Annotated in this window: 13 protein-coding genes; 4 read left to right on the top strand and 9 right to left on the bottom strand. The window is 67.8% G+C overall.

Annotated features, from left to right (window positions below; all coding sequences use genetic code 11):
* Nucleotides 1–294 precede the first annotated feature (294 nt).
* The 3 genes from AVE30378_RS03275 to AVE30378_RS03265 are packed head-to-tail and all read right to left on the bottom strand — an operon-like array spanning nucleotide 295 to nucleotide 2,851.
* A complete protein-coding gene (locus AVE30378_RS03275; RefSeq protein WP_129239341.1) occupies nucleotides 295–744 on the bottom strand; it encodes an SRPBCC family protein in 450 nt (149 codons plus the stop codon).
* Between the two features lie 53 nt (nucleotides 745–797).
* A complete protein-coding gene (locus tag AVE30378_RS03270; RefSeq protein WP_129239340.1) occupies nucleotides 798–1,628 on the bottom strand; it encodes a phosphoenolpyruvate hydrolase family protein in 831 nt (276 codons plus the stop codon).
* Nucleotides 1,629–1,639: 11 nt separating this feature from the next.
* Nucleotides 1,640–2,851: a Tm-1-like ATP-binding domain-containing protein gene (locus tag AVE30378_RS03265; RefSeq protein ID WP_129239339.1), complete on the bottom strand. Its 1,212-nt coding sequence runs from the start codon at nucleotides 2,849–2,851 to the stop codon at nucleotides 1,640–1,642.
* A 228-nt stretch (nucleotides 2,852–3,079) separates the two neighbouring features.
* Between AVE30378_RS03265 and AVE30378_RS03260 the strand changes: the two genes are divergently transcribed.
* Entirely contained in the window at nucleotides 3,080–3,661 is a 582-nt protein-coding gene (locus AVE30378_RS03260; RefSeq protein WP_244234959.1) for a TetR/AcrR family transcriptional regulator, read from the top strand.
* 28 nt (nucleotides 3,662–3,689) lie between these two features.
* Here AVE30378_RS03260 and AVE30378_RS03255 read toward each other — a convergent pair whose 3' ends face one another.
* The 6 genes from AVE30378_RS03255 to clpB all read right to left on the bottom strand — a co-directional run bounded on the left by AVE30378_RS03255 (nucleotide 3,690) and on the right by clpB (nucleotide 11,058).
* Nucleotides 3,690–4,340 (bottom strand): GntR family transcriptional regulator, encoded by a 651-nt coding sequence (locus AVE30378_RS03255; RefSeq protein ID WP_129239338.1) that lies wholly within the window; start codon nucleotides 4,338–4,340, stop codon nucleotides 3,690–3,692.
* A 73-nt stretch (nucleotides 4,341–4,413) separates the two neighbouring features.
* Nucleotides 4,414–5,430, bottom strand: coding sequence for an NAD(P)-dependent oxidoreductase (locus AVE30378_RS03250; protein WP_244234958.1), 1,017 nt, complete (start codon nucleotides 5,428–5,430; stop codon nucleotides 4,414–4,416).
* A gap of 26 nt (nucleotides 5,431–5,456) precedes the next feature.
* Entirely contained in the window at nucleotides 5,457–6,134 is a 678-nt protein-coding gene (locus AVE30378_RS03245) for an RraA family protein (protein ID WP_129239336.1), read from the bottom strand.
* Nucleotides 6,135–6,167: 33 nt separating this feature from the next.
* Nucleotides 6,168–7,133 (bottom strand): Bug family tripartite tricarboxylate transporter substrate binding protein, encoded by a 966-nt coding sequence (locus AVE30378_RS03240; protein ID WP_129239335.1) that lies wholly within the window; start codon nucleotides 7,131–7,133, stop codon nucleotides 6,168–6,170.
* A gap of 71 nt (nucleotides 7,134–7,204) precedes the next feature.
* Entirely contained in the window at nucleotides 7,205–8,080 is an 876-nt protein-coding gene (locus AVE30378_RS03235) for an NAD(P)-dependent oxidoreductase (RefSeq protein ID WP_129239334.1), read from the bottom strand.
* Nucleotides 8,081–8,451: 371 nt separating this feature from the next.
* On the bottom strand, nucleotides 8,452–11,058 hold the full coding sequence (gene clpB / locus AVE30378_RS03230) for an ATP-dependent chaperone ClpB (protein ID WP_129239523.1): 2,607 nt from the start codon (nucleotides 11,056–11,058) through the stop codon (nucleotides 8,452–8,454).
* 137 nt (nucleotides 11,059–11,195) lie between these two features.
* On the opposite strand from clpB, the gene AVE30378_RS03225 reads away from it, so the two are divergent.
* The 3 genes from AVE30378_RS03225 to AVE30378_RS03215 all read left to right on the top strand — a co-directional run bounded on the left by AVE30378_RS03225 (nucleotide 11,196) and on the right by AVE30378_RS03215 (nucleotide 13,695).
* Entirely contained in the window at nucleotides 11,196–11,654 is a 459-nt protein-coding gene (locus tag AVE30378_RS03225; RefSeq protein WP_129239333.1) for a gamma-glutamylcyclotransferase family protein, read from the top strand.
* Nucleotides 11,655–11,752: 98 nt separating this feature from the next.
* Nucleotides 11,753–12,481, top strand: coding sequence for a helix-turn-helix domain-containing protein (locus tag AVE30378_RS03220; protein ID WP_129239332.1), 729 nt, complete (start codon nucleotides 11,753–11,755; stop codon nucleotides 12,479–12,481).
* Nucleotides 12,482–12,495: 14 nt separating this feature from the next.
* Nucleotides 12,496–13,695: a hypothetical protein gene (locus tag AVE30378_RS03215; protein WP_165360065.1), complete on the top strand. Its 1,200-nt coding sequence runs from the start codon at nucleotides 12,496–12,498 to the stop codon at nucleotides 13,693–13,695.
* Nucleotides 13,696–13,830: the final 135 nt, after the last annotated feature.

Below are 13,830 nucleotides of genomic sequence, written 5' to 3'. Positions count from 1 at the left end.
AAAGTGGGTGTCTGACACCCGGGAAGACGGACGCCAGTCTGCGAGGCCATCTCGTACGGGTGTCAGACACCTTTTCCATGTACCGTGTCTGCCCCCCACGTGCACCCGTGTCAGACACCCGTACGAGACGCACGCCATCTTGCCTCGGCGCCTCCCGGGTGTCTGACACCCCCATGCACCGTGTCTGCCCCCCACATACACCCGTGTCAGACACCCGTACGAGACGCACGCCGTCTTGCCTCGGTGCCTCCGGGTGTCTGACACCCCCACGCACCGTGTCTGACACCCACGATATCAGACACCCGACATCCGCAACTTCTCATCCAACGCAGCCAGGCCGGCAGCAAACACGCCCTTGCCCACCGCGTCCGCCACCTCGCTCAGTTCCGCGCCCTCGACGCGAAAATCCGCCCACCATTGCACCAGCGTGTGGCCGCTTTCGGTGATGGGATGCAGCGACACGCCGGCGACGTAGTCGCGCATGGGCAGGTCGGTCTCGATGATGGAATAGCGCAGCGCCGTGCCGGGATCGTCCAGCATCAGCAGGCGTTCGCGGACGAAGCCGGAAGGCTTGAGCGTCAGGTGCCGCACCGACCCCACGGCGTCGTGCCGCCCGCCCTCTTCCAGCCGGCTCTGCGCGATGCCGGGATGCCAGCCGGCCAGGCCGTCGAAGTCCCGGAACCGAGCCCAGACCGCTTGAAGCGGGGCGTGGACGATGGCGCTGACGTGTACGGTGTGCGGCATACGGACTCCTGCGGGCGCGCGGCCCTGGAAAGGGAAAATGGCGGAAAAGGGATTCAGAAGGTCAGGTTCTTGAACTCTCGGGTGGCCGCGGTCAGGGCCTGCTCGGTGGGCAGGCGCTCCATCGAGCTGGCGCCGTAGAAGCCGTGGCAGTGCCTGCAGGCGCGCAGCACGTGCGCGGCGTCCTCGGGCGTGGCGATGGGGCCGCCGTGGCACAGCACGATGACGTCCGGGCGCACGGCCAGCGCGGCCTCGGCGATGCGGTCGATGGCGGCCACGCAGTCGTCCAGCGTCAGCGCGGTCTCGGCGCCGATCGAGCCGCCGGTGGTCAGGCCCATGTGGGCGACGATGATGTCCGCGCCGGCGCGGGCCATGGCCGCGGCGTCGTCCTCGTTGAACACGTAGGGCGTGGTCAGCATGCCCTTCTTGTGCGCCAGGCGGATCATGTCCACTTCCAGCGCGTAGCCCATGCCGGTCTCTTCCAGGTTGGCGCGGAAGGTGCCGTCGATGAGGCCCACGGTCGGGAAGTTCTGCACGCCGGCAAAGCCCTGGCGCTTCAGGTCGTCCAGGAACACGTCGAAATCGCAGAACGGATCGGTGCCGTTCACGCCGGCCAGCACCGGGGTCTTCTTCACCACCGGCAGGACTTCGCGGCCCATGTCCACCACGATCTCGTTGGCGTTGCCGTAGGCCAGCAGGCCGGCCAGCGAACCGCGGCCCGCCATGCGGTAGCGGCCGGAGTTGTAGATCACGATCAGGTCGATGCCGCCCGCTTCCTCGCACTTGGCCGACAGGCCCGTGCCCGCGCCGCCGCCCACGATGGGCGTGCGCGCGCGCACCATGGCGCGGAACTTGTCCAGTAGCTCGTTGCGGTCAAAACGCGGCATGGCGGCAATCCTCAGTGTGTGGCGATTTCAAGATAATGTTCGACCGCGGTCTGGGCGAACAGCGGGTCGTTGATGTGGCAAGGCACGCGCACCAGGCGGCGGTCGGCCGTCTGCACCAGGTTCGCCTCCAGCGCGCCGAACAGCGCGGCGTCGGCCTCCGGGTCCCAGAATGCCTGCCCCGGCGCGTCCAGCGCGGACACGCCGCCCTCGGGTATCAGGAAGCGCACAGGGCCCTGGCAGCGGTTCAGCCTGGCGGCGATCCACTCGCCCTGCCGGGCGTTCTCTTCCGCGGTGGTGCGCATCAGCGTCACCTGCGGGTTATGGGGGTAGAACTTGCGGTCCCGGTAGCGTTCCGGGACGGTGTCCATCGCGCCGAAGTTCACCATGTCCAGCGCGCCGCAGGAACCCACGTAGGGCGCGCCCGTGCGGGCCACGGCGCCGAAGCGGTCTTCGGTGCAGGCCAGCACGCCGCCGAAAAGAAAGTCGCAGACCTCGGTGGTGGTCAGGTCCAGCACCCCGGCCAGCAAGCGACTGTCCAGCAGCTTTTCCATCGACTGCCCGCCCGTGCCCGTGGCGTGGAACACCAGGCAGTCGTAGCGCGGCTCCAGCAGCGGCGCCACCTGCTGCACGCAGGCGGTGGTGACCCCGAACATGGTGATCCCCACGGCGGGCCGGCCGTCGTCCGCGACGGCGCTGGCCGCCTGCCGGAAGGCCCCGCCGATCGCGCCGGCTGCGTTGGCCAGCACCCGGCGGGAAATGCGGTTCAGGCCCGCGACGTCGGTCACGGAATACATCATGGCGATATCGGAGGGCCCGACGTAGGGCGCGACATTGCCCGAGGCCATCGTGGACACCATCAGCTTGGGCGTACCGATGGGCAGCGCGCGCATGGCGGGAGTGATCAGGGCCGTGCCGCCCGAGCCGCCCAGGCCCAGCAAGGCGCCGATGGCGGGGTTGCCGGCGGCATAGCGTTCGAAGGCCTGCGCCATCGCGGCGATGGCCGTGCCGCGGTCGCCGGTGAAAACGGCCTCGGCGCCTTCGGGATGGCACGCGGCCACCTCGCGCGCCTGCACCTGGGCCGCGCTGGCGGCGCCGGACGTGGACACGTCCACGGACACCGCGTCCAGCCCGTCCCGCTTGAGCAGGCCCACCACGTACTCGGCTTCCTGGCCCTTGGTGTCGTAGGTGGCGGCCACGTAGACCCGCCGGTTCGAATGCGTCATGACTCCTCCGCGGGCGGCTACACTCGGTGCGCGCCTCGATATGTGGGGCCGCGAGGCCTGTAGAATCTAGAAATGAGACGAAAGAATCATACTGAGACACCCGTCTCACGTCAAACCCGATCCCCCGCCAAGGACGCCCCGGCGAACGCCGGCGCGGCGCGGCTCATCGCGCCCGCCAGCCCCCAGGCCGCGGCCAGCGGCGAACCGCCGCACGGGCCGCGGGCGCGCATGCGCAAGACCCTGCTGGACGCGGCGCAGCGGCTGATGGCGCAGGGCATCACGCCCTCGGTCGCCGAACTCGCCGAACACGCCCGGGTCTCGCGCGCCACCGCCTACCGCTACTTCCCCAGCCAGAGCGCGCTGATCGCGGCCGTGGTGGACGAAAGCCTGGGGCCCATCCTGGCCTGGGACTCGGCCGCGCCAGACGCCGCCGCGCGGGTCGACGAACTGCTGCGCTTCGCCTATCCCCGGCTCGAATCGCACGAAGCCCCGCTGCGCGCGGCCATCATGGTGTCCCTGCAGCAGCACGCCGAAGCCAGCGCCGGCAAGGCGGGCGCCGAACCGCGGCTGGTGCGCGGCCACCGGGTCGACATCCTGAAGCGCGCCATCGCGCCGCTGGCCGCCGACCTCGCGCCCGCCCAGCAGGACCGCGTGGCGCAGGCGCTGTCCCTGGTGTACGGCACCGAGGTGTTCCTGGTCTTGAAGGACATCTGGAAGCTGGAACTGCCCGAACTCACCGAGGTGGTGCGCTGGACGGCCAGCGCCATCATCAAGCAGGCGCTGGCGGAGGCTGGCCCCAGGAAGGAATAGCCTGGAACGCCCATCCGGCGGCGCCCCGCTATTGGCCCGATTTGCGGTGGCTGCGGAAAAGCAGGTGCGTGGAAGCCAGGTGGAAGCGCATTGCGATCTGGGCGCACTCCGCGTCGCGCGCGCGCAGCGCCGCGATGATCTGGCGGTGATGCTCCACGCTGCGCAGCATGTCGTCCTTGGTGTAGAAGTAGAACGAACCGATGATGATGGGCATGTCGAGCAGGCTTTCCACCATGGAGCGCACGCGGGCGGATTGCGCGGCCTCGAGCAAGGCGTGGTGGAACTGGTTATTGAAGTGCTGCACGCGCGCGACGCTGTCGTCGGCGTCGTCGTTGATCGCGTCGAGCATGCACAGGTTGATGCGCTCGAGTTCGAGTATCTGCTCCGGGCTTGCCCGTTCGGCCGCCGCCTTGGCGGAATAGGGTTCGAGCAGCATGCGCAGCTCGAACGCTTCGTCGATGTCCCGGTCTTGCCAACCCAGCACCACCGCGCCGCGCCGGCCCTCGTGCTTGACCAGGCCGTCCGTCACCAGGCGCTCGATCGCGCTGCGCACCGGCGTGCGGCTGACGGAAAGCTCGGCGGCGATGTGCTCTTCGCGCAGCCGTTCGCCCGGCATGAAAGAGCCTGCCATCAGCCGGCGGCGCAACTCTCCATATACGTAATCGCGGGCGCTTGACATGATGGCGCGTGACTCCAGACCAGGGTTCTCGAACTATACCGGAAGCGTATCCCGGGAATCGACGGCGGCGGCGTCAACGCTGACGTTGCGCGAGCCGTTCCAGGAACCGCGGCCACACCTCCGGATTCAGCAGCCGGGATGGACGGCGGCCGGCCAGCATCTCCGCGATCTGGGTGGCGGACCCTTGCGCCACCTTGCGCCGGCCTTCGTGCGTGACGCCGCCGGTGTGGTAGGCCGCCGCCACGTCGGAACGCAGCAGCAGGCCGTTCCCGGGCGATGGAGGCTCCTGGCTCCAGACGTCCAGGCCGGCGCCCGCCAGCCGCCCCGCCTGCAAGGCGGAAAGCAGCGCCCCCTCGTCATGAATGCCGCCGCGGGCGGTCGAGATAAACAGCGCGCCGGGCTTCATCCCGCCGAAGGCCTCGGCCCCCAGCATGCCGCGCGTATCGTCGTTCAACGGACAGTGCAGGCTCACCACATCGGCCGCTTCGAGCAGCGCCGCGAAGCCGGCCGGTTCGGCTCCCCGGCTGCGGATTTCCTCGGGCGACAGCAGCGGATCGAATGCCATGACCCGCATGCCGAAGCCCGCGGCCGCGCGGGCCACCCTGCGCCCGATTTCGCCGATGTCCACGATACCCAGCACGCGCCCCTCGATCTCGCGGCCCATCAGGGCCTCCCGGGACGCGGCGGTTCCCGATTGCAGCGCGGCCTGGGATTCACGCAGGCGCTTGACCAGCGATAGCAGCAAGGCGAAGGTCATTTCCGCCACTGACGCGGCATTGGCGCCGGCCTGATTCACGACAGCCACCCCGGCCCGGGTGCAGGCCGCGACGTCCACGGTGTCGTAGCCCGCGCCGCCCGAGGAAACGCAAAGCAGTTCCGGGCACTGGGCCAGCAGGCTTTCCGACACCCACCAGCGCGCGGGGACTTCATCCTTGGCCGCGCTGACGTGATAGGCCTGCGCGCCGGCCAGCCCCGACGCGGTGACCGCGCCGCCGTGCGCAGGCAGGACCTCGAGACTCAAGGCTTCGTCGCGCTCGATGCTCGCGTCGAACACCGGATCGATCCAGAGATCCAGCCGGACGACGCGCATCCTGTCCAAGGACCGCGCCGCCGGGCTCATGCCTTCGCCTCTGAGCAGCCCAGGAGCTTGAGCCTGGCGTCGACCCAGGACGTGTCCAGCGTGCCCGCCGCGATATCGGCCAGCATTTTCGTTTCCAGTTCATGCTTGGACGAAGCCGCCAGGTAAAGCGCTTCCGTTTGCTCGAACGGGATCGACAACAGGCCGTCTTCGTCTCCCAGGATCAAATCCCCCGGCGCGATCGTCATGCCGTCCAGGGCGATGACGCAATTGATCTCGCCGGGCCCGTCCTTATAGGGCCCCCGGTGGGTCACGCCGGCCGCATAGACGGGAAACGAGCCGCGGCGGATCGCGCCGCAGTCGCGGATCGCGCCGTTGATCACGATGCCCGCGATGCCGCGCGATTGCGCATAGCTGGTCATGATTTCGCCGATGATGGCGTTGGTCAGATCGCCGCCCGCATCCACCACGATCACATCGCCGGGCCGCGCCAGATCCAGCGCCTTGTGCACCAGCAGATTGTCGCCAGGGCGGGTGCGCACGGTCAGCGCCGGGCCGGCAAGCGGACGGCCATCGTGCATGGGCTGCAAACGCGCGCCGCCGGCCGTCATGCGCGACATGCAGTCGCTGATGTTGGCGACCGGAACGCCGCTGAACTTGTCCACGGTTTCCTTGCTCACCGCGCGCGTGCGCGTATGGATCTCAAAGCCGATCATCTTTGCTCCTGGGGGAAATAGCGATTCTTGCCATTACTGCTTGGGAATACCGGCTTCCTGCACGACCTTTCCGAAGATGTCGTGGTCCGATCGGTGCTGCCGCGCCAGGTCGTCCGGCGTGCCCTTGAGCACGCTATAGCCCGCGTCTTCCAGCTTCTTCACCAATTCGGGCTGGGATTGAACCTCCTGCAACGCCTGGTTCAGCGCGGCGACCACGTCATCCGGCGTCTTCGCAGGCGCCATCAAGCCCCACCAGATCGACTGGTCGATCGTCGGGAATCCGTTTTCCGCGAACGTCGGAACGTCGGGCAAGGCGGGCGACCGCCCCTTCGCGACCACGGCAAGCGCGCGGACCTTGCCGCCGCGGATCTGCGGCAACAGCGAAGCGACGGAACCCACATACATGTCGATGCGGCCGCTGGCCAGGTCCGGGAACGCCTGGCCCCAGCCCCGGTAAGGCACGTGCATCAACTCGATGTTCGCCGCCTTGCGCCAGAGGTAGCCGGTCAGATCGCCCGTGCCGCCGATGCCGGGAATCCCCAGCGAAACCAGGCCGGGACGCGCCTGCGCGGCCTTGACCACGTCGCCGATCGTCTTATAGGGGGAGTCGGGCAGAACCACGAAAACGCTTGGCGACGTCGCCACGGGGCCGACCGGCTTGAAATCCTTGAACGTGTCGTAGCTGAGCTTGTTGTAGAGCCACGGATTCAGCACGATGTTGTCGGTCTGGGCCATCACCAGCGTGTGTCCGTCCGGCCGGGCGCGGGCGGTGGCATCCAGCGCCAGGTTGCCGCCCGCGCCGGGCTTGTTCTCCACCACGATATTCCAGCCCTTGTCCTGGCCGATCGCGCTTCCGATCATGCGTGTCAGCGTGTCGGTGCCGCCCCCGGGCGGGAAAGGTGAAATGAGCGTGATGGGCGCGTTGCCCATATCGGCCGCGTTGGCGGCGGCGCAGCCCAGCACGAGCGTGGCGGCCAGAAGGGTCTTCAAGCGTTTCATTGTCTTCCTCACACAGTTGGTTTTGTTTGGTTCGATACGCAATTCAATGCGCCGTGGCGCGGCGCGCGCGCTCAGTGCTGGCGCGCCAATGGCGTCAGCCAGGCCAGACGCGCCTCGACGGAATCCGGCAGGTTGAAATCTCCGTCCGCCCGCGCCGCCTCGATGCCCCGGCTGGTCCGGTCGAAAAGCCGCTCCACGCCATCGAGAACCAGGGGCTCCAGTCCCGCCTGGACCAGTTGCTCCCGGGCCTCCCGGACTTCGGCCAGCCGGCGCTGGGCATGCAGCACGTGCGAACGCACGAACGAATCGATGAATGCCGTCAGCGGCGTCCGGTCGATGTCCGCCAGCACTTCGTAAAGGGAGGCCCGCAGGCCCATGGACTCGGCCGCGACCAGGCATTCGACGGCCAGGCTTTCCATGCCCTTCGTCATTACGCTGCGCAGCAGTTTCAGGCGCACGGCATCGCCCGCCGCCCCAGGTATGGCACGCGCTGGCGCCCCGCCGCTCTCGGCAAGCCGCAGCACCGCGTCCGTGCCGGTCCCCGCGCAGAGCAATGGCGTGCGCTCCGCCAGCAGGGCAATGGCCCCCATGATCGCGACGTCGGTAAAACCGATGTTGCGCTCGGCGGCCGCCGCCGCGGCCGCCTGCATATCGGACGCGCTGGCGGTGGTGAAGTCGGCGTAGACCGCGTCCTGGCGCATATGCGGAAAGCTCCGCAGCGCCACCTCGCGCGCCGCGTGGCCATAGACGGCCGACACGACGATATCCGCCTCGCGCAACCAGGGGCCGGGCTCCGCGTGCAGTCCGGCGCCATGGCGCCGGGCCCGCCCGGCCATTTCCTCGTCCTGCCGCAGTTCGCAGATCCCGATCACGGCATGCCCGGCGGCGTCCCATGCCTGTGCATAGCAGGATCCGACCTCGCCGCAGCCCAACAGCGCAATTTTCATTTCTATAAATACATAAAAAATACAATGACGTGTTTATAGAACGAAAATTCTTCGTAAATTATCCGTATTAACCCTTGGTTTTGTTGAAATTTAGTACATTAAAAAAACAAAATAGCGGAAACGGGCTCCCCGCCAGGAATTCGCGCGCAAAAAAAACTCCTCGAATTTCGAGGAGTTTTCGGCGCAGCGCCCGCTTGACGGGTTAGGTGCGCTCGAGGACAGCGCGAGATACTCTGAAGAGAAACCCGGCGCCCAGGCGGCCGCAGAGACTGTTTTCCGGCCGCTGCCAGGCACTGTCTGTCCACGGCCGCATGGGTTCCGCGCGCTGCGCGTCGGTGTTCTGGCTCAAGAACTCTCGCGCTGCACCCAGCCTACTGCAAGGTTCGGGTGAAGACGAACTGCCCGTCCTGCCAGTCCACCGGCACCACGTCGCGCGGGCCGAAGCGGCCTTCCAGGATCAGCCGCGCCACCGGGTTCTCGATCTGCTGCTGGATCGCGCGCTTCAACGGGCGCGCGCCGAACACCGGATCGAAGCCGGAGCGCGCCAGCTCCGCCAGCGCGGGCTCGCTCACTTCCAGGCGCATCTCCTGCCGTTCCAGGCGTTCGCCAAGGCGGCGCAACTGGATGCGGGCGATCGACTCGATGTGCTGCGCTTCCAGGCCATGGAACACGACGACCTCGTCGATGCGGTTCAGGAACTCGGGGCGCAGCGTCTGCTTCAGCTCGTCCCAGACCACTTCCTTGATCACTTCGTACGGCTTGCCGGCCAGGGTCTGGATATGGTGCGAACCCAGGTTGGAGGTCATCACGATGACCGTGTTGCGGAAGTCCACCGTGCGGCCCTGGCCGTCGGTCAGGCGGCCGTCGTCCAGCACTTGCAGCAGCACGTTGAATACGTCCGGGTGCGCCTTTTCCACTTCGTCCAGCAACACCACGCTGTACGGCTTGCGGCGCACGGCCTCGGTCAGGTAGCCGCCCTCTTCGTAGCCCACGTATCCCGGCGGCGCGCCGATCAGCCGCGCCACGGAGTGCTTCTCCATGAATTCGCTCATGTCGATGCGGATCATGTGCTCTTCGGAGTCGAACAGGAACTCGGCCAGCGCGCGCGTCAGCTCGGTCTTGCCCACGCCGGTGGGGCCCAGGAACAGGAACGATCCGTACGGGCGCGACGGGTCCGCCAGCCCGGCGCGCGAACGCCGGATCGCGTCGGACACGAGGCGCACGGCTTCGTCCTGGCCCACCACGCGCTTGTGCAGGTATTCCTCCATGTGCAGCAGCTTTTCGCGTTCGCCCTGCATCATCTTGGACACCGGAATGCCGGTGGCGCGCGACACGACCTCGGCGATTTCCTCGGCGCCGACACGGGTGCGCAACAGGCGCGGACGACCCTCGCCGCCTTCGGCTTCATCGGCCGCCTCGGCGGCGCCCACTTCGGCCGCCTTCAGGCGCGCCTCCAGGTCGGGCAGCTTGCCGTACTGCAACTCCGCCAGCTTGTCGAACTGGCCCTTGCGCTGCAGTTCCGCCATCTCGGCGCGCACGCTGTCGATCTCTTCCTTGATGGCCTGCGTGCCCTGGACGGCGGCTTTTTCCGCCTTCCAGATTTCCTCGAAGTCGTTGTACTCGCGCTGCAGCTTTTCCAGTTCGTCCTCGATCACGCCCAGGCGGCGCTTCGAGGCATCGTCGGTTTCCTTCTTGACGGCCTCGCGCTCGATCTTCAACTGGATGATGCGGCGGTCCAGCTTGTCCATCACTTCCGGCTTGGAGTCGATCTCCATGCGGATGCGCGCGCCGGCCTCGTCGATCAGGTCGATGGCCTTGTCGGGCAGGAAGCGGTCGGTGATGTAGCGGTGCGACAGTTCGGCCGCGGCCACGATGGCCGGGTCGGTGATCTCGACTCCGTGGTGGATTTCATAGCGTTCCTGCAGGCCGCGCAGGATGGCGATGGTGGATTCCACGTCGGGTTCGTCGACCAGCACCTTCTGGAAGCGGCGCTCCAGGGCGGCGTCCTTCTCGATGTACTTGCGGTATTCGTCCAGCGTGGTCGCGCCGATGCAGTGCAGCTCGCCGCGCGCCAGCGCGGGCTTGAGCATGTTGCCCGCGTCCATCGCGCCTTCGGCCTTGCCCGCTCCGACCATGGTGTGCAGTTCGTCGATGAAGACGATGTTGCTGCCGTCGTCCTGGGCCAGCTCTTTCAGCACGGCTTTCAGGCGTTCTTCGAATTCGCCGCGGAACTTGGCGCCGGCCAGCAGCGCGGCCAGGTCCAGCGACAGCACGCGCTTGCCGCGCAGGGTTTCGGGCACCTCGTCGTTGACGATGCGCTGCGCCAGGCCTTCGACGATGGCGGTCTTGCCCACGCCGGGTTCGCCGATCAGCACCGGGTTGTTCTTGGTGCGGCGCTGCAGGATCTGGATGGTGCGGCGGATTTCGTCGTCGCGGCCGATGACCGGGTCGAGCTTGCCCTGGCGGGCGCGCTCGGTCAGGTCCATGGTGTACTTGGACAGCGCTTCGCGGTTGGATTCGCCTTCGGCGCCGGAAACGTTCTCGCCGCCGCGGACGGCGTCGATCGCGGCCTCCAGGGCCTTCTTCTGCAGGCCCGCTTCGCGCAGGATGCGGCCGGCTTCGCCCTTGTCGTCGGCCAGCGCCAGCAGGAACAGTTCGCTGGCGATATAGGTGTCGCCGCGGCGCGCGGCTTCCTTGTCGGTGCGCGTGAGCACGCCTTGCAGGTCGCGGCCGACCTGGACGTTGTCCTCGCCCTGCACCTGCGGCAGGGATTTCAGGGCGCTTTCAAGGGCCGGCTGCAGCCGATTGACCGCCACGCCGGCGCGCGCCAGCAGGCTGCCCGCGCCGCTGTCGGAATCCGACAGCAAGGCGGAAAGCACGTGGACGGGCTCGATGTAGGGGTGATCGTTGCGGGCGGCCAGACTCTGAGCGTCGGCCAGGGCTTGCTGGAACTTGGTAGTCAGTTTGTCGAATCGCATAATGGTCATTTGGCTTGTTGGAGAGCCTGACCGATACGTGCCGGCGGGCTCGATAAGCTGAATATGCGGCCGGATGAGAAAATTTCAACACCCTGCCCGCGCCATGGTTTTTTCGACGTGCAGCAACAATCCGACTTATGAGCATATACGTTTTTGTCTACGGCACGCTACGCGCGGGCGAAATCAATGACCTGGCGCAAGCCGCGGCCCGGCGGCGGCTCCCGGCGGCCCGCTATGTCGGCCCCGCCAGCGTGCCGGGCCGCCTGGTGGATTTCGGCGACTGGCCCGGGCTGATCCCGGTCGAGGACGGCCGGCGCGTGCGGGGCGACGTTTTCCAGGTGGAACCGGCCCTGATCGCCCTGATGGACGAAATCGAGGAATACGCCCCCGGGAAGCCCTGCTGCTTCGTCCGGCGGGAGGTCGCCGCGCGCCTGGAATCCCCGCCGGACGCCCCGGCGCGGGACCCGGCGGCGGCCCGGTACCTGGCTTGCCAGTACTATCCGATAGATCCGTCCCTGCGCGGCGCGGCGGTGGACATCGCCGCCGACGACTGGGTCTGTTACCGGCGCGCCCGCCCGGTCCCGGAAGGCCGGTAAGACGCCCGTAGTAACAACGGACTACAATGGAATTTATCTTCACGCGTTACACCCATTCCGGCCCTGGTCCGAGCAATGGGCACTATAAAGGTCATCGTATGCAAAAACGGGTCCCCGTTGCCCCTGATGCCGCCCACTGTTCCACATGCATGCTGGGGCATGTGTGCGTGCCCGTCGGCATGGCAGCCGCCGAAGTGGAAAAGCTGGACGAACTGGTCAAAGAACGCGTACGCCTTGAAAAAGGCAAGCCGCTCTATTCGCTGAACCACCCGCTCGACGCGGTCTACAGCGTGCGTTTCGGCAGCCTCAAAACGCAGTTGGAAGACGCCACCGGCCAGATCCAGGTCACCGGCTTTCACCTGCCCGGCGAGATCGTCGGCATGGACGGCATGCTCGACGGCAAGCACGTCTCGACCGCCGTGGCGCTGGAAGATTCCGAGGTCTGCGTCATCCGCCTGGCCGACATCGACCGCGTGGCGACGCACCTGCCGTCCCTGCAGCAGCAGTTCCGCCGCCTGATGAGCCGCGAGATCAACCGCTCGCACCAGATGCTGGCGTCGCTGGGCTCGATGCGGTCCGAACAGCGCCTGGCCGCGTTTCTGCTCAACCTGTCGCAGCGCTATGCGTCGCTGGGCTATTCGTCCACCGAATTCGTGCTGCGCATGAGCCGCGAAGAAATCGGCAATTATCTCGGCCTGACCCTGGAAACGGTCAGCCGGCTGTTCTCGCGCTTCGCGCGCGACGGCCTGATCAAGATCAACCAGCGCGAAGTACGCATCCTGGACCTGCCCGCGCTCAAGCAGTTGCTGGGCCAAGAAGGCTGCTGAACGCCCGCCGCGCCATGCGCCGCGCGCCCGCTCCTCTCACGCGCCGGGCATGGCCGGGCCGCGCCGTCGGCGCGGCGCGCGGCATCGCCGCGGCGCTCGCCCTGGCAGCCTCGCTGGCGCCTCTTGCGGCGCGCGCCCAGACGCCCCTGCCCGACCCGTACGACTACGACGAAACCGTGCCCGCGCCCAAGCGCGCGGCGCCGCTGCGCTGGCAGGCCGTGGAACTCGGCAGGCCGGGGCACCGGTACAAGATGCCGGTCTACGCCAACCGCAAGCTCGACCGCGACGATCTGCGCGACGTCCGGCAGGTCATCGTCGTGATCCATGGCGTCAAGCGCGACGCCGACCGCTACTATGAAACCGTCGACGAACTGCTCGCGCGCAATCCCGCCCGCGCGCGCGACACGCTGATCCTGGCGCCGCGCTACTCCGGCTCGATCGACTCGGGTTTCGGCGGCATGGCGGCCTGGCGCAAGGCCAGTTGGGAAGACGGCGAAGACAGCGTGCAGGCCGCCGGGCGGCCCGCGCCGGTCAGCGCGTTCCAGGTGCTCGACGACCTGCTGCGCAGCCTGGACGACCGCAAGCGCCTGCCCGCCCTGGCGGGCATCGCGCTGGCCGGGCATTCGGCCGGCGCGCAACTGGTGCAGCGCTACGCGGTGCTGAACAACGTCGACGGCCCGCTGCGGCGCGACGGCCTGGCGCTGCGCTACGTGATCGCCAATCCCTCGTCCTACCTCTATCTGACCAACGAGCGCCCGCGCGCCGACGGCAAGGGCTATGCGCCCTACGAACGCGGCATCTGCCCGACGTACAACCAGTACAAGTACGGCACGGACAAGCTTCCGTCCTACGCCCGCGAGACCGACGAATCCCGGCTCTTCGTGCGTTACGCGGCCCGCGACGTCACCTACCTGCTGGGCGGCGCGGACAACAATCCCGAACACCGCCTGCTGGACAAGACCTGCGGCGCGGAAGCCCAGGGCGCCACCCGGCTCGCCCGGGGCGTGGGCTACGCGCAGTATGAATACGCACTGGCCGCCCGCGGCGCCAAGCCCGTGGCGCTGCACCGGCGCGCCTACGAAGTGGCCGGCGTCGGGCACGACAACAAGGGCATGTTCGGCTCGGTCTGCGGCGCGCGCGCGCTGCTGGGCGAAGACGCCCAGGCGGCCGATGGCGCGGCGCCTTGCGAGGCCGTCGCGCCGCGCGCCAGATAAGGCTCCGCGCCCGCCGCGGCGCGGAACGTCCTGACAGAAAACTGAAAAACGAACACGTTTCCAGGACGTGCATTTCCGCGCCGGCAGGCGCAACATAACGGCTAGCGTGATCCCTCCGCGGCGGGTCCGTCCAGG

The organism is Achromobacter veterisilvae (assembly GCF_900496975.1).
GTDB lineage: Bacteria > Pseudomonadota > Gammaproteobacteria > Burkholderiales > Burkholderiaceae_B > Achromobacter > Achromobacter veterisilvae.
The sequence above is the reverse complement of the archived record's forward strand: the minus strand, read 5'-3'. Positions and strand labels throughout refer to the sequence as shown.